Below are 20,774 nucleotides of genomic sequence, written 5' to 3'. Positions count from 1 at the left end.
CCACTTTTCCATTACAAGGAGGATTATTACATGAAAATTGAGAAAGTATCTATGCCTGTATTAAAGCCTGCTTACATCGCCGCACTGCTTCCGACAGGGGTTGCCATTAACTTTGCCGGCTCTTTGCTGCGGCAACTCCTCGGAGTTCCGCTGTTTCTGGATTCCGGCGGTACAATGCTTGTCACTTTCATAGGAGGTCCCTGGCTCGGTGTTCTATGTTCCATTCTAAACGCTTGTGTAACCGCACTTACAATGGGTCCAATTCAGATCGTGACATTTCTTCCAACTTCCATCATCGCACTCATTCTCGGATACTCCGCCAGATATGGTATTACCAGAAGCTGGCCCGGATTACTTGCCACTCTTGTTATCATCCAGCCGCCGGCATGTCTGGCAAGTGCTTTCATATATACCTATATATATGGCGGTTTCGCCGGAAATGGTCTTGATATCATGCATGCCGTCGTCATGAAGGCATCGGACAGTGTCTTTGCGGCTTCTTTCATCAGTGAACTTATCACCGGATTTCTAGACAAAACAGTTCTTGTCATCATATTGATGTTCATCTTCCGAGCTCTTCCGGAAAAATTCCGAATCTGTACTCCTTTCAAGGGCAAAGTGGACAAAGATGATCTAAAACAATATGACATCGCCCGGAAAGGACCGACCACATGGAAATAATCGCGAAAACAGAACATCTCAGTCATAGTTATCCCGGAGGAATAAAAGCTTTAAACAATATTAATCTTACCCTTTACAAACACGATATCACAGCCATCATAGGACAAAATGGAAGCGGTAAGACTACCCTTTCCAAGCATTTTAATGGTCTGCTAAAAGCAACAAAAGGTAACGTACTGGTGAATGATCACAACATAGCGAGAAAAAAAGTCAGCGAAATGGCCAAAGATGTCGGATATGTCTTTCAGAATCCAAGTTACCAGCTGTTTTGTTCCAATGTAAAAGACGAAATCAAGTTCGGCCTTAAAAATCTGAAACTAGATGACAGAGAAATCGCTCTAAAAGCCAGAGAAGTGATGGAGCGTTTCCATCTCACAGAATACGCTAAATCACAGCCGATGACACTTGGAAGTGGAATGAAAAAAATTGTCGCGCTCGCCAGTGTTTACGTCATGAATCCATCTCTTTTGATTCTGGATGAGCCGACTACCGGACAGGATCAGCCCGGCAAAAGCAGCCTCGGTGAACTAATGCTGGAAATGGCATCGCAGGGAAAATCAGTCTTAGTCGTAACACATGATATGAATTTCGTTTCCGAATATGCAAAACGTGTCATCGTCATGGCAAATGGAGAAATTATCAAGGAAGGAACCCCGGATCAGATTTTTACGGATGAATCTGTCATGAACAAGGCTCATATACAACCGCCACAGATTTATGCGATTGCCAACTCCTTAAAAAAGTCAGGCATGAATATTCAAAACAATGAAATAAATATCAAACATCTGGCACAATTGATTTCAGAAAGGAGTGCGGTAATTGATGGATGCTATGACACTTTACAAACCAGGGAACTCATTCTTTCACAGGTGTGACAGCAGGATAAAACTATTTATCCTGGCTGTCATCTCGGTTTTATCCTTTTTATTCTATAACCCGATGATACCAATGCTCCTTTTTCTTTTGACCCTTTCTCTAAATCTTCTATCTACGGGAAGCTATACCGTTAAAAACTTTATGTTTAAAATGATTTTGGTAATGATGATTTTTCTCATTGTTTTACACGGATTTGTTAATCCGGGCGGCAAAACACCTGCACTGTTTTTCGGACATGAACTTCACATTCCCTATTTTGGTGCTTATACAATAGAAGGTTTTTATCTGGGGCTTGTCTTCTGGTTTCGAATGTCTACTGTTATTCTAGCTGCCATGCTCTATATCACCACTACTTCCCCCTCAGAGATGATGAGTGGTCTTCAAAAACTTGGAATTCCCTTTAAGTTCTGTTTCATGCTCTCCATGTCACTTCAGCTGATTCCCATCAGCACCAGAGAGGCATCTATCATAGTCTCCGCGCAAAGAGCAAGGGGGCTTTCCGAAAAAACTGTCACTGACAAATTCAAAGGGCTTCTTCCAATGTTCGTTCCCCTTGTTGTCAGTTCTCTGGACCGCATGGAGACGTTGTCGATGGCTCTCGAAAGCAGGGCTTTTGGCTACAGTAATAATCCGACTGATTTATCCAATATTAAAATAAGAAAAGCAGACTGGGCAATTCTCATCACAGGAACTATACTTTTAATCTTATGTATCACGATTCGCGTTCGCTACGGAGGGCTTAACTGGATTCATTCAGTAAAAAGCTGGAGTGATATATGGTTTCCAAGACAGATATAATCGAAAAGAGGAGGAAACTAAAATCTTATGAATGATACCATTACTGCAAAAAGGGAAGAATCCGAGACTGTGATCGAATTCGACCACGTAAACTGGAAATATGCGGATACAGAAATTCCGGCCTTAAGAGAGATTGACTTCAAAGTAAATCGAGGAGAATTTATAGGCATTATCGGTGTCAATGACTCCGGTAAAACCTCCTTATGCAGACTTTGTAACGGACTGATTCCACATTCGTTCACCGGTGAGTTGTCCGGGAATGTACGAATTGAGGGGGAAGATGTCAGGAACACACAGACAGCCCGTCTGGCAAAAAGATCCGGTCTGGTCTTTCCCGATCCCGAAGCACAGCTTAGTCAGCTTACAGTATTTGACGAACTTGCTTTTGGCCCGGCAAATCTGGGACTCCCAAAGGAAGAAATCATCGAAACAGTAAACAAAGTACTCCATCTTATGGACCTTGATTCCATGAAAAGCCGTTCTCCTTATACGCTCTCGGGAGGCGAACAGCAAAGAGTTGCCATCGCTTCTGTTCTTGCTATGAATCCAGCTTTGCTTGTCTTAGATGAACCCACCTCGAATCTGGACCCTGACGGAACGAAGAAGATCTTTCAGACGATGAAAGATCTGAATCAGAACGAGGGTATCACGGTTCTTTTGGTTGAACATGAAATCGAGCTGCTGGCAGAGTATGCCACCAGAATCATAGTTTTAAATCAGGGAAAAAAACTTCTCGACGGTACCCCTCGAGAAGTTTTCTCTAAAATAGATATCTTTCATCAGATTGGAATCCATGTTCCCCAGATGACGCAAGTATCTGAATCTGCCAGGGAGGACTATGGCTTATGGCCAAACCAGCAGGATCCCCTCACATTAAGCGAAATGATAGATCTTCTGAACCTGTAAAATAATCTTATATACAAAGGAAAGGAAAAATATGGGAAACGATGCATATGCATTGAAAGGAATTATCGTCTGCACACCAGACTTTAATACGATTGAATATCATGAAAATGAGTATGTGATTTGTGAGAATCGAAAATCAAGGGGAGTTTTTAAAGAACTCCCAAAAGAATATGAAGGTATTCCTGTCATAGATTACAAAGACAAGTTCATCATCCCCGGCATGTGCGATATGCACCTGCATGCGCCACAATATGGTTTCCGTGGAATAGGGATGCTTTTGGATTCCGATTCCGAATGGGAAACCTGGTTTGACACCTATTCATTTCCCGAAGAAAGTCGTTACTTCGATCTTACTTATGCCGATAAGGCATACGGACGTTTTGTGGACGATCTTCTCACCAACACAACAACGACAAGAGCATGTGTATTTGCAACAATCCACAGACCGGCAACAGAACTTCTGATGAGAAAGATGGCAGATGCCGGTTTCTCCGCCTACGTCGGAAAGCTGAATATGGATCGAAATTCCAGATATGGACTTCAGGAAACAACCAAAGAATCACTCACTGAAACAAAACGCTGGATTGAAGAAACCATGAACGGATATGGAGCGATAAAGCCAATCCTGACACCGCGCTACACTCCCACTTGCACGGATGAATGTATGGAAGGACTGGGAAAACTTTCAGTTTGGTACCATCTTCCCGTACAGTCACATTTGTCCGAAGGATTAGATGAAATTGAATGGGTCAAAAAGCTGAAACCACAGATATCCTGCTATGGTGAAGCTTACGATCAATATGGCCTTCTTGGAAGCAGCGAACCCTCGCTGATGGCTCATGTCGTACATCCGACTGATGTCGAATTCGAACTGCTGACACGACGCAATGTTATGGTGGCTCACTGTCCGCAGTCGAATATGAACGCAGCAGGCGGCGTTGCACCGATCCTTGACATGGTCGGTGCCGGAATCAAGGTGGGATTGGGAACGGATATGGCCGGCGGATGTAACTTGAGTCTCATGCGCGCTATGACAGACGCCATACAGGCGAGCAAACTCCGCTGGGTTTACACCAAGAGAAACGGGGATCCCTTCGCAAAGAAACAGTTTCTTACCGTCGCAAACGCTTTCTATCTCGCAACAAAAGGAGGCGGGACATTCTTTGGAAATGTCGGAAGTTTCGAAAAGGATTATGAGTTTGATGCGGTAGTCCTAGATGATGCACCTCTCGCCGATTTCATCTTGCGCAGCGTATCCGACAGATTTCAGCGGGTTTTGTGGCGGCATAACGAAGATACAATTCACGCAAAATACATACAGGGAAAGGAAGTATATCTAAAAAAATAGATATCTTCTGACAAAAAGTTTATCTAGGAACATGCACTTATTTTTCCTGAGATTAAAAGTGAGGTATTCCCATATATCAGGCTATACCTCACTTCATGTTATCTTAACTACTTTATCCATGAATCCACGAGTTCTTCGTGGTCATTCATCCAGTCTTTTACCACTTCGTACTCGTCTTCGCTGCTGCTGTCAATTTTCTCCATTATATCCGATAGATCATCAATGGAAAGCGTAAACTTCTTCATAAAACGGGCTGCTTCCGGCTGATCCTCCTCGAAACCTTTTCTCACATACTTATGAGCTGATTCTGCCTCTCCAAAGGCTCCCTTTGGATCATCCAAAAATTTGAGATCCCATCTGGCCATCATCCAATGCGGAGCCCATCCGGTAACAACGATTGGCTCTTTTTTTTGAATTGCCTTGCTAAGAGCTGCCGTCATCGTCGCATCACTTCCGGTGATCAGCTGCAGATCAAGATCATAATCTTTAACCACCTGTTCAGCAACGGTCATAATCCCAGCACCGGCATCGACACCCACGATCTGATCGCCAAATACATCTTTATTTTCATTTAATTCCTCAATACTGTCAACTTCAACATAAGATGGAACTACAAAACCATTTCTTGCACTCTCATGAAGAGTCCCCAGATCGATCATGTCGTCCCCGAATTTATCTACATAAGCTTTATGTGTATCCGGAAGCCACACATTCAAATAGGCATCCGTGCCTCCTCTTGACACAGATGTTAAGACAGGTGCGATATCTGCCATTACCATATCCACATCATATCCCATTTTTTCCTGTAATACGGCCGCTGCCAGGTTCGTGATGGCGGCCGTATCTGTCCAGTTGACATATCCAAGTTTAATTGTATCTTTCTGATTCTCCGATTCTTGATTCGAACCGCATCCCGATAAGCCAGTCAGGAGTAACGAACATGACAAAATAGCCACAATTGCTTTTTTATACATCTAACTCCTCCTCGCTTTCTTTTTCCGGTACTCTTTTACGAATACACTTCCAGACTTTTTATTCATATTTCCAAAGCACTGTGTGATTCTGTCGAGAATCATGGCAACGATTACCACGGCAAGCCCTCCCTCGAATCCCTGTCCAATCTTCATCTGTGTAATACCTTTTAACACAATCTTTCCCAGTCCTTCCGCACCGATCATTGCAGATATTACGACCATGGATAAGGAAAGCATGATTGTCTGGTTAAGTCCTGCCATGACAGTTGGTATCGCGAGGGGAATCTGTACTTTAAATAAAAGCTGCGAGGGTGTAGCCCCAAAAGATTTTGCGGCCTCCACTACATCTCTTGGAACTCCGCGAACTCCCAGATTGGTAAGTCTTACGACGGGGGGCATCGCAAATATGATCGTCGCAAAAACACCGGGAACAGATCCAAGATCAAAGAAATATACAGCCGGTATCAGATAAACAAATGCCGGCATTGTCTGCATAAAATCCAGAACCGGCCGCAGGATCTTGTCTGCAATATTACTTTTTGCCATTAATATGCCGAGCGGCAGTCCGATGATCAGAGAAATTAATGTTGCAGTCAGCACAAGGCTTAATGTCTCCATCGTCTGAGACCATAATCCCAGGTTTTCAACCAAAACTAAACCAATTCCTGCAAAGATGGCGAGACCTTTCCCCGAGACCCACCACGCAAGAAACAGAATCAGCAGGACAAAGACAATGAATGGGATCCAGATCAGGAAACTATTGATTCCGCCAATCATAGCGTTTAATCCGTTTTTCAGACCATCAAAGAATCCTTCCCAGTGAATCGTCAGCCAGTTAACGCCTCTTTCAACACCTTCTCCAATTGGAATCTTCATAGCGATAGGCATATTAATCATCCTCCCTTCCTGAAATACCCGCAAGTACAGTAGACTTAAATATGATTCCTTTTAGTATACCATCATCATCCACCACGCCAATCGGATATTTCGACTCAAAAAACAGAGGTATAATATCATCTACAAGAGTATCCAAATGCACAGTCTGAATATCTCTGTCAATAGCAGATTCTAGGTTTGTTTCTTTGTTTTTCATCAACTCTGATACTTTGTCTATGGTCACTATTCCCAACAGTTTATGCTTTTTGTCTGTGACGAAGATACTGGATATACCTAGATTGTTCATCACTTTCGCAGCGGTTCGAAGACCCGCCTTTTCAAGTATTGCGGATTCGGAATTGCGCATAATGGATTCCGCCGTGACCACCTTGCTTCGATTAACACCATGTGTAAATTCTTTTACGTAGTCATTGGCCGGGTGGTGAAGGATATCCTCCGGCGTACCAATCTGAACAATATCTCCATCTTTCATGATCGCTATTCGATCTCCCAATTTTAATGCCTCGTCGAGATCATGCGTGATAAACACAATCGTTTTTTGAATCTTTGCCTGTATATTTAACAGCTCATTTTGCATTTCATTTCGAATCAGGGGATCCAGTGCACTAAACGCCTCATCCATCAGCAAGATATCGGCATTAATCGCCAGTGCTCTGGCAAGGCCGACCCTCTGCTGCATACCACCTGAGAGTTCTTTTGGCATAGAATCCTGATAGCCTTTCAGACCGACAACTTCAAGCATTTCCATCGCTTTGTTCCTGCGTTCTTCCACATCCACATTTTGTATTTCCAGTCCAAAAGCCACGTTATCCAAAACATTTCGGTGCGGAAGGAGGGCAAAGTTCTGAAATACCATTGCTATTTTATTTCGCCGAATTTCTCTTAATTTCGCCGGCGCTGCATGGACAACATCTTCACCGTCTATGTAGATTTCACCACTGGTAGGTTCGATCAGTCTGTTCAGACATCGAACCAGTGTGGATTTTCCACTTCCAGACAGTCCCATAATCACGAAAATCTCACCCTCCCCTACGTGAAATGAAGCGTTGTTCACGCCAACGCTATGCTTGTGTTTTTTTAGTATACTTTTTTTGTTTTCACCCTTTTCCAGATAAGGAATCATCTGTTTCGGGGAAGAACCGTATATCTTATAAACATTCTTAACCTCTAATTTATCCATGAAATCTCCTTCTCATCTATATAAGCCGCAATCCAATGAAATATTGTAATGTCGATCTTGTGTTTTGTGGTTTGAACCGGCACTTAAAGTAACAACTTATAATATTTTATGTGTTGCTTGTTAATTATATTAGTTTCTCTTATTTTTGTCAACCTGGCGAGAATGATGGATTTTCAGCAATTATTTATAATATAATATAAAAATACCGCTGAAAATTGATATATTCATCAATCCCCAACGGTTATTGCATGGTATTAGTTATAAGTACTATAATTATGATAAAATTATTTTTCTGAATAAAAGAAATTTTGGACACGTTCCTCACAGTCCTTGTCTCCTATATAATAGACAATATCTTCGATACGAAACTCTGCGTAAGGTCCAGGTGAAAGAATTAATTCATCATTTCGCTTGATCGCAATGATTGTAGCTGCCGTATTATGCCAGAACTGAATACTCGAGAGACTTTCTCCTATATAAACTGCATCTTTTGTGATTTCGATTTCAAAGGGAGTGAACGGATTGACACTTTGAAAACGCTCTGTCTTATATAAGAGCTCATTTACCATCTCTTTCATCTCAACATTGAGTGCATTCTGTCTGGATATTCCATCCAGTATATGCTCCTTCAGCTCCCCCATCTGATTGATTGAGTGGAATCGGCTCACGAATTCTTTTGCCCTCTGTTTTGAGGCAATAATTACACCGCTGCCCCGAGTCACATCGACGATCTTCATATCTGCCAGTGTGTTGATGGCTCTCCTTGCTGTCTCAGAGGATACTCCATAACGGCTCGCAAGAGACGAGCGGGCATAGATTTTCTCTCCTTCTTTATAATATCCATCAGCAATCTTAGAGGCAACATCTGCCGCGATTTGCTGATAGCGTGAAATTGAAACCTTCATAAAAATTCCTCACTTAAAAAGGGACAACCAGCCTATTCGGCCGGTCGTCTGCTAAACTTTACGCATCAATACCTTTTGACTTTAAGTACTCAATCACAGACCCCACTGTATCGAGATCTGTCAGATCATCTGCCGGTATCTCTATCTCGTATTCCTCTTCCAGTGCCATGATCAATTCAAACAGATCGAGTGAATCGGCCCCTAAATCATCTTTGAAAGAAGTATCTTCCGTAATCATATCCTCATCACAGTTCAGCTGTTCTGCCAGGATGGTCTTCATCTTCTCTAACATCATTTTTACTCCTTAAATCAATTTCTATACAATGCCAGTGTAAATGCTGATTTAGATTTTGTCAACATCTTTCGAATCGAAAATCAAAATTTTATTTTTCAAACTTAATCTTTCTCGATACAGACAATGCAATCCCAATCTCAGCCATCAAAAAAACAACGGAAGTTCCCCCGTAACTAATAAAAGGAAGAGTAATGCCGGTCGTCGGAATAATATTTAACACGACACAGATATTTAAAATCACCTGGAGTGCCATATGAACAAAGATCCCGCTTACAATCAGAGTTCCATAAAGATCCGGTGCATTCTGGGCAATAAAGAACAGACGATAGAGCAGATAGCCAAACATCAAAAGCACGAGAAGTGCACCGAAAACCCCCAGTTCTTCACATATGATAGAAAAAATCATATCATTTTGAGCTTCCGGTATCGTACTCAGCTTCTGCTCACTGTTCCCCAGTCCTTTACCAAAAAAGCCGCCTGATCCTATGGCATATAAACCTTGAATTACCTGAAAGCCACCATCCGCCAGGCTTTCCTCCGGATCCAGCCATGTGACGACACGTTGGGCACGGAATCCAGAAATCGCATGTACATTTGTCTTCAGAATTATCACACCGACTCCGATCAGAATAGCAGCTGATACAAGTGCGATGACAAAAGGAGCGTTTTTCGGATGTCCCAAATAGACCAACACACAGGCAATTGCCATAATAATCAACGCCGTACTTAAATTATCTGTCAGAAACTTCGCCCCAAAGGCCTGAATCCCTCCTATAATCAGCAAAATAACGACTGCTTTCAATGATTTCATCTGTTTTCCCATCTTAATAATTACTGTTGGAATAAATACAATCACTGCAATCTTGGCAAGCTCTGACGGCTGAAACTGAATTCCCAGATTCAGCCATCTTTTGGATCCGTGAGACTCTACCCCTAAAGGCGAGAAACGCACCATAGCCATAAGAATCAGCGAAAACACATAGATTACGCCGGAAAGCTTTGCAAGTAAATGGTAATCCAACAATATCGAAATCATAACCGCCATAATAATCGATGCCAGGCTGATCAATGCCTGTTTCCGAAAGAAAAACATATAATTCCCTTTATGATGACGAAAAGCGTCATAGTAGCTAGCACTATAAAGCATAATCAGGCCAAAACAAATCAAGAGTATGACTGAAGCTAAAAGATTATAATCAAAATATACGGCCTTTCTTTCTGTTCGTTTTTTTCGTTTTACTATCTTTGCACCTGTCGAATGCTTATTCGTTTTGATGACGGCAGAATTCTTTCTACGTCCGGCCGTCATTTTCTGCCTGTCTGCCATATATCGTATACCTCCTGTCTTTAATGTAATGCATATTTTAGAAGCGTTAAAAAGGAAGGATTGCGGTCCGTCTCCCCTAAGATGACTCTGCGCACGAGCTCAGGCTCATCTGTGATAATATTATTCACATGTACGCTCACCATGCGCTGCATATCTCCCTGGTAATTCAGCGTCCATGCATGTACTTCTTTTCCAAGCTTATGAACCTGTTCTACAAACCGTTCATTGACATACGTATGTTTTACACTGAAAAAATCCGCATCTGACAGATCCGCAAGATCACCATAGGTCATCTTGAGAGTATAACCGGTCTTGATATCCGGATTTTCCTGTTTTACCTGCTGTAGAAACTTATAATTCATTGAGGTGACCACACAGTCATTCTCAAAGTGATTGTTTTCAATCACGTCGACAACTTTTTTCACAATTCCTTTATTGTGCCCATTGTATTTCACTTCGATGTTAAGCTTAATTTTCCCCTTGCAGTAACGAATGACCTCCTCCAACGTCGGAATCCGCTCTCCCACATACTTCTTGTTGAATTTGATGCCGGCATCCAGCTGGCTCACCTGCTCATATGTCACATCCCAGATATTCGCATTAAAACCAGTAGTTCTCTTCAAGTTAGTGTCATGGAGTAAAACAATCTTTCCGTCTTTTGTCTCCTGAACATCTATTTCAGCCACATCCGCCAGGGCATCCACCGCGTATTTCATCGAACTGAGCGTGTTTTCCGGTGCCATCTTCGCACCTCCTCTGTGAGCCGTGACTGCTACATCAGCCTGTGGTTCGGCAAGATTCGGAAGATCTCTTCGAATTTCCACCGTCAAGTATCCGATCTGTGAAACCAGAAGAAAAAAAGTTACAACACAAGTCACAATCCTGGAACCTTGCACTTTAGCAATATCATACTGTCTTCCATCTATGGGAGAATCCTCCCTTTCCAAAACACCTTTCTTATTTGCTAAATCTCCACATTCATATCCCACATGCAGAATATAAAGTCCAAGAAGAGTAGTTGTAAATCCAAGCCCGCCGGCAACAATTGAAGTAATGTATTTTACCACTCTCCCGTAGAAGAGGACGGCACTTACCATCGTATTCGAAACTCTCGTCACTCTTACAATCCCGACCATGAGCATCATGGCTGTCACATATAAAATGACAATAAAAAGAGCCGAAGCAAACTGAAGAAATAATATAATTAAAACTTTCTTAATCCACCTTGTCCTATCTCTTCCAAAATATTTTCTACGTATCTGCTCCGGAGACTTTTCCATCCGAATCCGTTCCGGCAAACTCAGGGAAAATAGTAAAGAGACACAATAGACAACAGCTATAATCATAATCAGCAGGGGGTAATCCTGTACAACGTTTCCAATCAAGGTAATGATAAACTGCAGAATTCTCGTCTGAACTATCTCCGATATCAGAAAATGGATCCCCAAAAAGGGACCACCTAAAATCATATAGAGGAACCATCGAAACGGATACTTTTTCACAAATTGTATCGCCTTTACCGCCCCTCTTACAATCATCACTGGAACTGACGTTTTTTGACCATCTAATGAGTCTTCATAGCAGACGAACAATACATGAATTTCATAAAGCATTGCAAATGTCATAACCAGTATTCCGATCACAACAAAAAATATAGTGAGCGGATAACAAATAAACTGAACGAATGTTTCTGCCGTGAGATAACTGTGACCGAGCCTTTTAAGCGACAGTTTCATAACAAAATTCACATATTTTGCCAGTACCATTGTCGCAAAAATCCGATAGACCAGTTCGAAAACCAGAAGGCTTTTCCAGTTTAACTTTAAAATTCGATTTAAATCTTTAATGAAAGATTTCATATGCATTCTATAGTGAAAGAACTCTGTTTAAAGAACACGGGTGCGATATTTCCGAGGTACTCTTTTAAAAATTTCCGCAAAATACATTCCTCCAATTTCTGTTTCAATTTGTCCAGTTGTGGCCTCTGTACACTGCTGCATATATTGTATTGCAGCAGCAGTGCCTATCAAAAACTATACCTATCATTATAAGTCACCCGGATAGTTTTTCAAGTATAAACTTCCATTTTCTTCAAAACTATCTATGACACTTTAATTATTCCTTCATATTGTAATATTGAAGGAAACTTCAAAGAAAGGAATTGTAATGGATAACTATCGCACAAATCGCCCTGGATATGGCAAAAGGCCTGGAAACTATCCACGGCCTAATCACTATACGCCAAAGCCGCCCAGACCAACTGTTCCTCCCTGTGACACTGATGTAAAATCTATGTATGAACAGCTGGATGACCTTGGACTTCCTGTCGCTATGGGATATGTCCCGATGACTCGTTTTGGAAAAACCTTCGATCCGGCAGCTGGTCTTCAAAACGGAACGATCTTCCCAGATCTTTGTAAACCGTTCTGTGGAAAGGGAGGAGGCGGCTGTAAATGAATGACAATCGCATGAATCAACAGCAATTACTCTGCACGATTAATGAACTCAGCTTTGCTATTGTTGATGTCAGTCTCTATCTGGATACTCATCCCGACGATCAGGATGCACTGGACTATTTTCATGAAAAATCAGTGCTTCGCAAAAAAGCTGTTGACAGATATACTACAATGTGTGGACCTCTTACCATCGAGGCAGCTGATGACAGAGCCTCTGGAAACTGGGACTGGGTTACACAGCCATGGCCCTGGGAAGTAAGGAAAGGAGGACGCCGTTAGTATGTGGAATTATGAAAAAAGATTACAGTATCCTGTAAATATAACAACACCAAACGCAAAAATGGCACAGATTATAATGAGCCAATATGGTGGACCTGATGTCAAATACATATGGTATTATGTTCTAATAAAGTATAAATCTAATTGATAGAACCAGTTTAATAATCAATAACATTAGAATTTCAAATTTTGGCAATTGCTTTTATATTAATAATGGAATATGATTACCTTAATTAAAGGAGGATTTACATATGAAAAAAAGTAAAATAATATCTGAAAAAGATCTATTTAAAAGAGAAGAGAAAAACAAGCAAATATTAGATAATGGAAATAAAGTGATTCTTAATCTTCATTCCAAAGGGCATTTCATTATAGAAGTGACAAAAGAGTCCATTAAAATTTCCAGCAAAGGATTTGCAAACTTTTCAAGAAGAGGATTTTCGGGATCAAAAACTATCAGCATTGATAAACTTAGCGGTGTCCAATATAAAAAGTCAGGTTTCTTTGTTGGATATCTTCAATTTATACTTATTGGTAGTGGCGAAAGTAAAAGAGGCCTTACCGGCGCAATGTCAGATGAAAACACGATAACATTTGCTAATGAAAATAATGATATTCTCATGCAGGAACTAAAAGCATATGTTGAACACAGAATTGCTAATCCAAATAAAAAAGAAATTCAAAATTCTTCTGATTTAAATGATCTGAAGAAACTAAAAGAACTTATGGATGAAGGAATAATCACCCCTGATGAATTTCAAAAGAAGAAAAAGCAAATACTTGGTATATAATATTGTTTGCTGTAATTTTTATAAAGCCCCAAGCTTAATAGCCAGGGGCTTTATTTTTAATGTTGGTTAAGATATTTTTGTAGAGCAGTAATACATTGGCTCGGATTGGATAGTATCCCGTCCTGGCTCTTTCCCATTTTTCTTTGTAAAGCCTTGATAAATTGCGGACCAATGTATCCATCTTGAGGAATCCCCATCCATGCCTGCATCTTACGAATCAACTGTGATCCGCCCTTTTTTACATCACTCCACTGCGCGGATACAATACCGGGACATATGGGTTTATAGAAGTTTAATTGGTTACTGATCACACCGTCCTGTGGCAAACCAAAGATCTGCTGTGCTCGTCTGGTCGTATCTGCACCCCACTTGCCGTCCTCTTTAAGGATAATCTTATTAGGTTTAGGCACTGTCTGTGCTGCAGGTTCTGCCGCCGGTACCGGTTTGTCATATTTTACGTAATTGCTGTGCATCCATCCGATCGTGTTCTGCACCTTAATTTTTACCCATTTTCCAGATATTTCTCCATTGACCTCAAATCGCTGACCCTTGTTTAACTGTAAGATCACATTGCCATTCGGAATCATACGCACTCTGACCCCATCTCCGCCACAGGTCGCAGTTCCGGTCGCTTTCCAGGGGGGGTCCACGACTGGCTGAGCCGGTTTAATCGGAGTAATTGATGCTTTCCCCCAGGTTTTCTTGAAACTCTCAAAGGTTCCATACGTACTTTTCAGGATACCCGTATTGGATCCCCAGTCCGGGAGGTACAAATGCGGTTTATCCACGATGCTGTGCCAGTCTCCGCCCCAAGCCAGGCCAATTGTCCTACCCAATTGCGAAACACGGGTAAAAAATGCATTGTCATCGTACTCATGACCGCGCACATTTTTGAAAAAATCGAACGCGATCCCCCATTGATGTTGTGAGCTGTAACTCGATCCCGGTGCGTTGGTAATGATTGCACCCGCTTTAGTTCTGCCTTGAGCATATAATTCATTTTGCTCCGCAGCTGTCCGAAAGCATTCGCCGATGCCAAGCAATAGGTTTTCCTTTGCACACAGTATCTGTAGCTGCGCAACCTTTTCTTGCAGGCGTGGATGTAATTCAGTTAAATTTCTTCCCATAACTACTGACTTCCTCCTATTAATCTAAAATATGTATAGAGGGCTTATTTGCCCTCTGAATCATTATCTTCCTTATTTATAATCTTTTCAGTTACTGCAAGACCGTTGACTAATATCTTAGGCACATTTACTCCACACTCTACAAGATTTTCAAATATACTACGAATCTCGTTTATGAGCAGGCATGCTACTGTAAACCATCCGATAAGGGTTAAAAAACTTAAATCCACATGTAGTAAATCTTTCCCCATCATTGTGAAAACGTAGGACATTATAAAAGCAATAGCAATAATTAGCCAGTAGAACACCTTTTTTACAATGCCTACCAATCCTACAGAGCTGCTCTCTTTTTTAAGCCGTCTTGCCTTGTACCATCCTGTTATGTAGTCGAACACATTCAGGATCAGGAAGGCTGCGAACACATACCAATGTGGCCCAAAGATTGCAGTCAGCACTGTTATTACCCCTCCTACTGCAATGTTATAAGTATCTACTACTTTACTAGCATTCATTTTCTTCATATACCTCACTCTCTTTCTTTTTGCATTAAAATAGCCCAGCCGGTTAGGACTGGACTAATGCTTTAAGTTTACTCTGAACCGTATCAATGATAGTCCTTAAGTTCTCCATCGTCATCATACTCAAACATGATATCCTGTATTTTTAACATACTTTTCCATCTCCCCCTCCCTTAAAAATATTCCAAGAATCCAGTTATTGGATTCCCGGACGTAACATTGGTTACTTTAGCTACCGTACCTGTAGCATTAAGTTGTATTTTTTCGATGCTGCCGGTGGCTGTCCACGGAGATATTGTATACATACCATCATTCTGTGGAAGAAAATCCCCTGTAAGTTTTGCTATATCACCTGTTCCATTGAGCACAAAATAGTTAAATCGCAACATTCTACGCCCCATATACCGTCTTGCATATATCTTACCATCGGTTCCTTTCAGCTTCGGAAATTCAACCCATCCGGTGTCGTATAACATTTCATCCGACAGATTAAGCCATTTATTGTATCTGTTAGTGTACATCATGAATGCGCCCGCGGACAACTCTATTCCTGCAACCTTTTTTCCTTTGCCATCATCCAGGTGCATAGTATAATGTAGTGGCGATAATTCCCAATATCCTTTCTGCCCCGTATCAACGACCGTGTATTCATTTTTTACAAGTGCATTAGAAATCGTGACCTGTCCTTTTATATGCTCGCCTTCATAGGTTGTATCATATGGATTAATTACGGAACCAAGGGTAGATGAGATCGCACTCAAATTTTGCACATTCAGATTCGATACGTCTAAATACCAGATTACCCATTTGCTGCCATCCCAGCGCTTTATCGGTGCACCAGATGCCGTTTGCCAGAGCTGGCCTACATAATGGTTACCGGGGTCTGTGGCTTGTATTATTATGCCACTATCTCCTTTAGCACCTTTGTCACCTTTTGCGCCGGTAGGACCTTTATCACCTTTTGCGCCGGTAGGACCTTGGGGTCCTGTTGCTCCTTTATCTCCGGCGTTACCTGTTGCTCCTTTAGCCCCTTGAGGTCCCTGTGGTCCTGTAGATCCAGTAGCTCCTTGTGTCCCCTGCGGTCCTTGCTTGGCCTTGATGACCGCCAACGTCCGCTGTATGGTCTTACCGCTATATGTTGCCTGGAACATTGCTGTGCCATAGTCTGTGCCATTAGGCATAGATGATACTGTATAGGTACCGGTACTGCTATTGATGGATGCAGTAACCCCAGAAGAGGAAATAAGAGAATACGCCACACCACTACTTACAGTTGTGGTGCCATTTATAACCTTGAATGTACCATTCGCACCAGAGTAACTTGTAACTGCTCCGGATGCGTTTGCCGGAAGTATGATCGGGCTTAAAGACAAGTCCCCTAGTAGAGCATTTTGACCATTGGAACCATTTGCCCCATTATTTCCCTTGGGGCCCTGAGGTCCTTGCGTCCCTTGTGGACCCTGTGGACCGGTTGCGCCCTTATCGCCCTTGGCTCCTGTAGGACCTGTGGGGCCTTGTATCTTAGTCCAGCTATACTTTGTGGGATCCGTGCTATCGGCACTTGTAAAGTCGGTATATTGGCCAATATAAGTTTTGTTATTGCTATCTGTGGTGCTAAATCCGGTTGTCCCGGTTGCATTAGTAGCATAGGCAATGTGCAGATACGGTGTCTTACCATCTGCACCTGCCTTGCCGGGTGTACCCTGCGCTCCATCTGCCCCCAGTATCTTAGACCAGTGGTATTTTGTAGGATCTGTGCTATCTGCGGATACATTATCAACATACATGCCGACATAGGCCCTGTTACTATCGGATACAGAGAAAGCTACCTTGCCATCATTACTGTTACTGTACGCAATATGGGTATAGCTTGGTTTGCCATCTGCTCCTTTGGCTCCTTGTATGCCTTGGTCTCCCTTATCGCCCTGTAATCCTCTTACTCCCTGTTCTCCACGGTCTCCCTTGTCTCCTTTTTCTCCCTTGATCTTTGTCCATGCATATTTGGCAGGGTCATTGCTGTCTGCCTGTACAAAGTCCGTATATTGCCCGATGTATAGCTTGTCTGTGCTGTCCGTTGTGGAGAATCCTGTTTTTCCGTCGGCACTATTGGCATAAGCGACATGAAAATATGGCGTTTTGCCGTCTGCACCTGCTTTTCCCGGTGTGCCTTGTGTTCCATCGGCCCCCTTGATTAGGCTCCAAGCATACTTAGTCGGGTCGGTACTGTCTGCCTGCGTAAAATCGACGTACATGCCAACGTATTTCCGGTCGCTGTTTGTTGTGGAAAAATCCGTCTTACCGTCTGAACTGTTGCTGTATGAAATGTGTGTGTAAGAGGTATCTCCATTAGCTCCCGGCTTTCCTGGTGCACCATCTGCTCCCGGCGTGCCGTCTCGTCCATTTTGTCCGTCCTGTCCGTCTTTTCCATCTTTACCATTTTTGCCATCAGTTACATTGGTGACTGTAACTTCGTAGCGCCCAATTTCTTTTCCATCTGCATCGTAGGCGATAAACCTATATACAGATTTACCAACTATATCAAGTGCATTCACCGTAACACTTTTGGATGCACTCAAGGCATCCGAATCCTTATACCACTGAATAACATACTTATCTGTAATATCTTTTCCACCGTCTTTGACTTGTGCCGTCAAGGACGTTGTGCCTTCACCGTTTTTAAATGCGATACCGTTATCTGTTGTGATATTGCAGACATACAGTTTCTTGTCTGCGATTAATTTCTGCATCGCCGCCAGCAACCCCGGATCTATTTCAGATTCCAGTTCTTTCACATTGCTGTAAGTGGTTTTATTCTTGGTAACATCGACAAAATATTCTTCTTGTTCTGTCACCCTGGCCTCGAGAATGAGCATGGGGTTATAAGCTTCGTCTTGGATCGTAAAGGTGTCCCCAATACTCGCATCATAGTAGCCTTGTATCTCATAGGTAACCTGCGGGACACAGTGTCGTTTGAGTTGCCCCAGCCCCTGCCCGTACAGAGTATTTTTGTCATCGCTGTCGTAGATCCAGTCCATGGTGATATATCGGTCATTGGATTTATTGACATTTGACGGAAAACGGTCTCTCGCAAGAGGTGCCCAGATGATATCATCGCTTGCATTCGTGTAGTACTCTAATCTGCCTTCGCTGTCATATTCTTTTCGCTCAATACCGGATATATTCGCACCATCTTTTCCAATGATTCGAATCGCTGTGTAAAGTTCTGTGATATCCGAGGTTTTCCGTATTGCGCTGATCGTCTTTCCATACCTCAATACCTGATCCGTTCGGTTTTCTCCGATCCCCTGATACTGATCATCATGTGCCCTGTATACGTTCAGGGTAATCTGCTTTAACGAATAGTCGTCGTTAAGCTCGGTCACAAACTCCATCTCAGCAGAAAAGAGCGTGGCAATCGAATACAGCCTGGCAAGTATCGTTTGACTGCCTTCCCACTCGTTGGCTACCTTTTTATCGCTGACTTCATTTGTTCCTAGAGTGAGCGTGTGCTCTGCGTCAATATAGTTGATATACTGCACAAGTGACATCGCCCCATTGCTTTTATAGGCGTCCCTGGTCTCGTTCGTGAGTTCCAATAACAGCCCCCAGCAGGTTACTGTGATGTCGGCCTCCGTACGTTCCACGCCGACGATGTTGCACATATAATCATGGTTCTTATATACAAAAGAAACCTTATTGCCGTCCACAAGGTACTGTGTATCCTCGTGTGCGGTTCCTGTCTCAATCTCGAGGGTATACGCGGCTCCCTGTAGATAGGTGTGTAGGCAGGCTTCCGAGTAGTGCATGGCATCCGGTATTTGATTGTCAAAAAAAGTACAGACAGTTTCATCTGCACTCAGTACTGCCATTCTTACATTTTCCATTTTATATCCATGCCTCCCTTATCTCCGCTGTCACCGTTGGGACCGGTACGCTGAAATCACTGTGATAGATCTGTACTTTGGATTTCCCCGGCGGTGCTAAAAAATATTGGGATCCCTTAATTTCGTCATCCATTCTCAATAGACCATCTGTATAAATCTTTCCTTCTTTTCCATCGATTTCAACTTTGCTTCCTTTTGGATACCGGTTAGGGTTATCACTCCACTTTTCTACATTTGACTTCTGAAAGACAAGACTCCTTAGGCAGGACCCTGTAACTACTGGCAAATTATCATAGCCTCCAATATAAATCTGAATTTTGCAGCATTTTGTGTTTTTTAGATCGGGTACGATTGTTGAATATCGCGTCCCGTAATAGTACCCGCTGAGCTTATCGCCTTCTTTCAAAATGTCACAATGTCCTCTGGGCCAGTCAAACATATTGTACTGTGTATATCCGGCCCCAGCCGGTGTAAAATATATATCTTTATACAAATGTTTTTGACTGCCACCGGCCCTCATCATGACGTGGGCTCTATTACTGCCCAAGTCATTTTTTTCTACCATGTAACAGTATATTAGCTTTCCATTTTCATCCAAAAAATTAATACTAGTGGTCGCTACTTGGCGGACAGCTCCTGTTTCGAACCATTCGTTAAAATAGCACCAAAAATTACTTGCTCCAACTTCTCCCTCGCTATCAGGCGGTATGTCTATACTGATCATTCCACCATTCACGCCTACTGTCCCTCCCTTATCAACTAACTGTAGGATGTTCTGACCACTGTAGGTGTTTACCTGCAGCTTTCCATTTGTTTTTTTTGCCGAGTTTTCGGGGTGTACCGACGTATCTCTATCCCATCCAGAGAAATCATTCGTATTAATAAGTGTTTCACTCTGTTTATATGGGGTTAAATCTACTTCCTGAATCTTCCCGGTCTGCAGTACCCCGCGATCAGAGACAAATCCCAGAAAGCCATTATCATGATTGTGGACAACCGTGTAATTAATCGGTACGTCTGCGGATCCTTCGTTGTCAATGGTAAGTTCCAATACGCCGTTGGAATTCTTAGCAGCTGTAAACTGTTCTGTAACAACGCTGTACTTATGTGGATCAGGACAATAGATCGTGAATGTGGATGTTACGTTCAATCTTCCCTTAGGCGGAGCTTCAGATTCTGCCTTGCTTCCTATATAATACTTGTCAGATTCATCGGCAAAAATCAACTGTGCTTCCTTAAAATTCAGAAGGCCGTTTAGAACATTGTACTTCTTCATTAATTCTTCCGGACTATCTGCAAGCAACTGATACTCCACTTCAATAATCCGACTGTCCTGATAGTAGTTCTGCATATACAAGTGATTGCCGATCCGCTTCTCATCATAATCCATACTGTGGTTTTCTCGCCCTGAAACAGTCAGTGTGCGGTATCCATCAATAACATCCTCGATATATACACCATTAATCGAAAGAGCCTCTGCAGGGAGAGACTCTTCATTACTGCCATGCTCAATTGTATCAATAAATCTCATA

General features: G+C 42.4%; 19 protein-coding genes and 1 pseudogene. 9 read left to right on the top strand and 11 right to left on the bottom strand.

The features are described 5' to 3' along the window. The first annotated feature begins 30 nt into the window (after nucleotides 1–30). From INP51_RS06545 to INP51_RS06525, 5 genes are read left to right on the top strand one after another with little or no spacing between them, the layout of a single operon-like run. Nucleotides 31–681, top strand: coding sequence for a hypothetical protein (locus tag INP51_RS06545; RefSeq protein WP_193736905.1), 651 nt, complete (start codon nucleotides 31–33; stop codon nucleotides 679–681). Then, nucleotides 672–1,556: an energy-coupling factor ABC transporter ATP-binding protein gene (locus INP51_RS06540; RefSeq protein WP_193736904.1), complete on the top strand. Its 885-nt coding sequence runs from the start codon at nucleotides 672–674 to the stop codon at nucleotides 1,554–1,556. Before INP51_RS06545 ends, INP51_RS06540 begins: the two co-directional genes overlap by 10 nt. Then, nucleotides 1,504–2,355 (top strand): energy-coupling factor transporter transmembrane component T family protein, encoded by an 852-nt coding sequence (locus tag INP51_RS06535; RefSeq protein WP_193736903.1) that lies wholly within the window; start codon nucleotides 1,504–1,506, stop codon nucleotides 2,353–2,355. Before INP51_RS06540 ends, INP51_RS06535 begins: the two co-directional genes overlap by 53 nt. 27 nt (nucleotides 2,356–2,382) lie before the next feature. Beyond that, a complete protein-coding gene (locus INP51_RS06530) occupies nucleotides 2,383–3,261 on the top strand; it encodes an energy-coupling factor ABC transporter ATP-binding protein (RefSeq protein WP_193736902.1) in 879 nt (292 codons plus the stop codon). Nucleotides 3,262–3,292: 31 nt separating this feature from the next. Beyond that, a complete protein-coding gene (locus tag INP51_RS06525) occupies nucleotides 3,293–4,609 on the top strand; it encodes an amidohydrolase family protein (protein WP_193736901.1) in 1,317 nt (438 codons plus the stop codon). 107 nt (nucleotides 4,610–4,716) lie between these two features. On the opposite strand, the gene INP51_RS06520 is transcribed toward INP51_RS06525, so the two are convergent. The 7 genes from INP51_RS06520 to INP51_RS06490 all read right to left on the bottom strand — a co-directional run bounded on the left by INP51_RS06520 (nucleotide 4,717) and on the right by INP51_RS06490 (nucleotide 12,046). Next, on the bottom strand, nucleotides 4,717–5,583 hold the full coding sequence (locus INP51_RS06520; protein ID WP_193736900.1) for a glycine betaine ABC transporter substrate-binding protein: 867 nt from the start codon (nucleotides 5,581–5,583) through the stop codon (nucleotides 4,717–4,719). Next, a complete protein-coding gene (locus INP51_RS06515; RefSeq protein ID WP_230406895.1) occupies nucleotides 5,584–6,471 on the bottom strand; it encodes an ABC transporter permease in 888 nt (295 codons plus the stop codon). A gap of 1 nt (nucleotide 6,472) precedes the next feature. Beyond that, entirely contained in the window at nucleotides 6,473–7,660 is a 1,188-nt protein-coding gene (locus INP51_RS06510) for a quaternary amine ABC transporter ATP-binding protein (RefSeq protein WP_193736899.1), read from the bottom strand. Between the two features lie 284 nt (nucleotides 7,661–7,944). Further along, nucleotides 7,945–8,565, bottom strand: coding sequence for a GntR family transcriptional regulator (locus tag INP51_RS06505; RefSeq protein ID WP_193736898.1), 621 nt, complete (start codon nucleotides 8,563–8,565; stop codon nucleotides 7,945–7,947). 58 nt (nucleotides 8,566–8,623) lie between these two features. After that, complete coding sequence (gene acpP / locus INP51_RS06500; protein WP_193737269.1) at nucleotides 8,624–8,857, bottom strand: acyl carrier protein; 234 nt, start codon at nucleotides 8,855–8,857, stop codon at nucleotides 8,624–8,626. Between the two features lie 91 nt (nucleotides 8,858–8,948). Next, nucleotides 8,949–10,187, bottom strand: coding sequence for an FtsW/RodA/SpoVE family cell cycle protein (locus INP51_RS06495; RefSeq protein WP_230406894.1), 1,239 nt, complete (start codon nucleotides 10,185–10,187; stop codon nucleotides 8,949–8,951). Nucleotides 10,188–10,207: 20 nt separating this feature from the next. Then, nucleotides 10,208–12,046, bottom strand: coding sequence for a glycerophosphodiester phosphodiesterase (locus INP51_RS06490; RefSeq protein WP_193736897.1), 1,839 nt, complete (start codon nucleotides 12,044–12,046; stop codon nucleotides 10,208–10,210). A gap of 307 nt (nucleotides 12,047–12,353) precedes the next feature. On the opposite strand from INP51_RS06490, the gene INP51_RS16110 reads away from it, so the two are divergent. The 4 genes and pseudogenes from INP51_RS16110 (at nucleotide 12,354) to INP51_RS06470 (ending at nucleotide 13,713) form a co-directional block, all read left to right on the top strand. Continuing rightward, nucleotides 12,354–12,644, top strand: coding sequence for a spore coat associated protein CotJA (locus tag INP51_RS16110; protein ID WP_230406893.1), 291 nt, complete (start codon nucleotides 12,354–12,356; stop codon nucleotides 12,642–12,644). Further along, on the top strand, nucleotides 12,641–12,922 hold the full coding sequence (locus INP51_RS06480) for a spore coat protein CotJB (protein ID WP_193736896.1): 282 nt from the start codon (nucleotides 12,641–12,643) through the stop codon (nucleotides 12,920–12,922). The genes INP51_RS16110 and INP51_RS06480 overlap by 4 nt, the downstream gene beginning before the upstream one ends. Nucleotide 12,923: 1 nt before the next feature. After that, nucleotides 12,924–13,022, top strand: a pseudogene (locus INP51_RS06475) (manganese catalase family protein); the annotation flags it as partial. Between the two features lie 151 nt (nucleotides 13,023–13,173). Further along, on the top strand, nucleotides 13,174–13,713 hold the full coding sequence (locus tag INP51_RS06470; protein WP_193736895.1) for an SHOCT domain-containing protein: 540 nt from the start codon (nucleotides 13,174–13,176) through the stop codon (nucleotides 13,711–13,713). 56 nt (nucleotides 13,714–13,769) lie between these two features. Here the strand turns inward: INP51_RS06470 and INP51_RS06465 are convergent, their stop codons facing one another. The 4 genes from INP51_RS06465 to INP51_RS06450 form a co-directional block, all read right to left on the bottom strand. Further along, complete coding sequence (locus INP51_RS06465) at nucleotides 13,770–14,840, bottom strand: M15 family metallopeptidase (RefSeq protein WP_193736894.1); 1,071 nt, start codon at nucleotides 14,838–14,840, stop codon at nucleotides 13,770–13,772. A 44-nt stretch (nucleotides 14,841–14,884) separates the two neighbouring features. Further along, nucleotides 14,885–15,361: a phage holin family protein gene (locus tag INP51_RS06460; protein ID WP_193736893.1), complete on the bottom strand. Its 477-nt coding sequence runs from the start codon at nucleotides 15,359–15,361 to the stop codon at nucleotides 14,885–14,887. 170 nt (nucleotides 15,362–15,531) lie between these two features. Next, nucleotides 15,532–19,242: a phage tail protein gene (locus INP51_RS06455; protein ID WP_193736892.1), complete on the bottom strand. Its 3,711-nt coding sequence runs from the start codon at nucleotides 19,240–19,242 to the stop codon at nucleotides 15,532–15,534. A 1-nt stretch (nucleotide 19,243) separates the two neighbouring features. Next, on the bottom strand, nucleotides 19,244–20,773 hold the full coding sequence (locus tag INP51_RS06450; RefSeq protein ID WP_193736891.1) for a distal tail protein Dit: 1,530 nt from the start codon (nucleotides 20,771–20,773) through the stop codon (nucleotides 19,244–19,246). Nucleotide 20,774: the final 1 nt, after the last annotated feature.

The organism is Blautia liquoris, assembly GCF_015159595.1.
Taxonomy (GTDB): domain Bacteria; phylum Bacillota; class Clostridia; order Lachnospirales; family Lachnospiraceae; genus Novisyntrophococcus; species Novisyntrophococcus liquoris.
The sequence above is the reverse complement of the archived record's forward strand: the minus strand, read 5'-3'. Positions and strand labels throughout refer to the sequence as shown.

Bases quoted from the DNA above. Each gene is read 5' to 3' on its own strand.
- INP51_RS06545 (WP_193736905.1), top strand. From the start codon at position 31: ATGAAAATTGAGAAAGTATCTATGCCTGTATTAAAGCCTGCTTACATC.
- INP51_RS06540 (WP_193736904.1), top strand. From the start codon at position 672: ATGGAAATAATCGCGAAAACAGAACATCTCAGTCATAGTTATCCCGGA.
- INP51_RS06535 (WP_193736903.1), top strand. From the start codon at position 1,504: ATGGATGCTATGACACTTTACAAACCAGGGAACTCATTCTTTCACAGG.
- INP51_RS06530 (WP_193736902.1), top strand. From the start codon at position 2,383: ATGAATGATACCATTACTGCAAAAAGGGAAGAATCCGAGACTGTGATC.
- INP51_RS06525 (WP_193736901.1), top strand. From the start codon at position 3,293: ATGGGAAACGATGCATATGCATTGAAAGGAATTATCGTCTGCACACCA.
- INP51_RS06520 (WP_193736900.1), bottom strand. From the start codon at position 5,583: ATGTATAAAAAAGCAATTGTGGCTATTTTGTCATGTTCGTTACTCCTG.
- INP51_RS06515 (WP_230406895.1), bottom strand. From the start codon at position 6,471: ATGCCTATCGCTATGAAGATTCCAATTGGAGAAGGTGTTGAAAGAGGC.
- INP51_RS06510 (WP_193736899.1), bottom strand. From the start codon at position 7,660: ATGGATAAATTAGAGGTTAAGAATGTTTATAAGATATACGGTTCTTCC.
- INP51_RS06505 (WP_193736898.1), bottom strand. From the start codon at position 8,565: ATGAAGGTTTCAATTTCACGCTATCAGCAAATCGCGGCAGATGTTGCC.
- acpP (WP_193737269.1), bottom strand. From the start codon at position 8,857: ATGTTAGAGAAGATGAAGACCATCCTGGCAGAACAGCTGAACTGTGAT.
- INP51_RS06495 (WP_230406894.1), bottom strand. From the start codon at position 10,187: ATGGCAGACAGGCAGAAAATGACGGCCGGACGTAGAAAGAATTCTGCC.
- INP51_RS06490 (WP_193736897.1), bottom strand. From the start codon at position 12,046: ATGAAATCTTTCATTAAAGATTTAAATCGAATTTTAAAGTTAAACTGG.
- INP51_RS16110 (WP_230406893.1), top strand. From the start codon at position 12,354: ATGGATAACTATCGCACAAATCGCCCTGGATATGGCAAAAGGCCTGGA.
- INP51_RS06480 (WP_193736896.1), top strand. From the start codon at position 12,641: ATGAATGACAATCGCATGAATCAACAGCAATTACTCTGCACGATTAAT.
- INP51_RS06470 (WP_193736895.1), top strand. From the start codon at position 13,174: ATGAAAAAAAGTAAAATAATATCTGAAAAAGATCTATTTAAAAGAGAA.
- INP51_RS06465 (WP_193736894.1), bottom strand. From the start codon at position 14,840: ATGGGAAGAAATTTAACTGAATTACATCCACGCCTGCAAGAAAAGGTT.
- INP51_RS06460 (WP_193736893.1), bottom strand. From the start codon at position 15,361: ATGAAGAAAATGAATGCTAGTAAAGTAGTAGATACTTATAACATTGCA.
- INP51_RS06455 (WP_193736892.1), bottom strand. From the start codon at position 19,242: ATGGAAAATGTAAGAATGGCAGTACTGAGTGCAGATGAAACTGTCTGT.
- INP51_RS06450 (WP_193736891.1), bottom strand. From the start codon at position 20,773: ATGAGATTTATTGATACAATTGAGCATGGCAGTAATGAAGAGTCTCTC.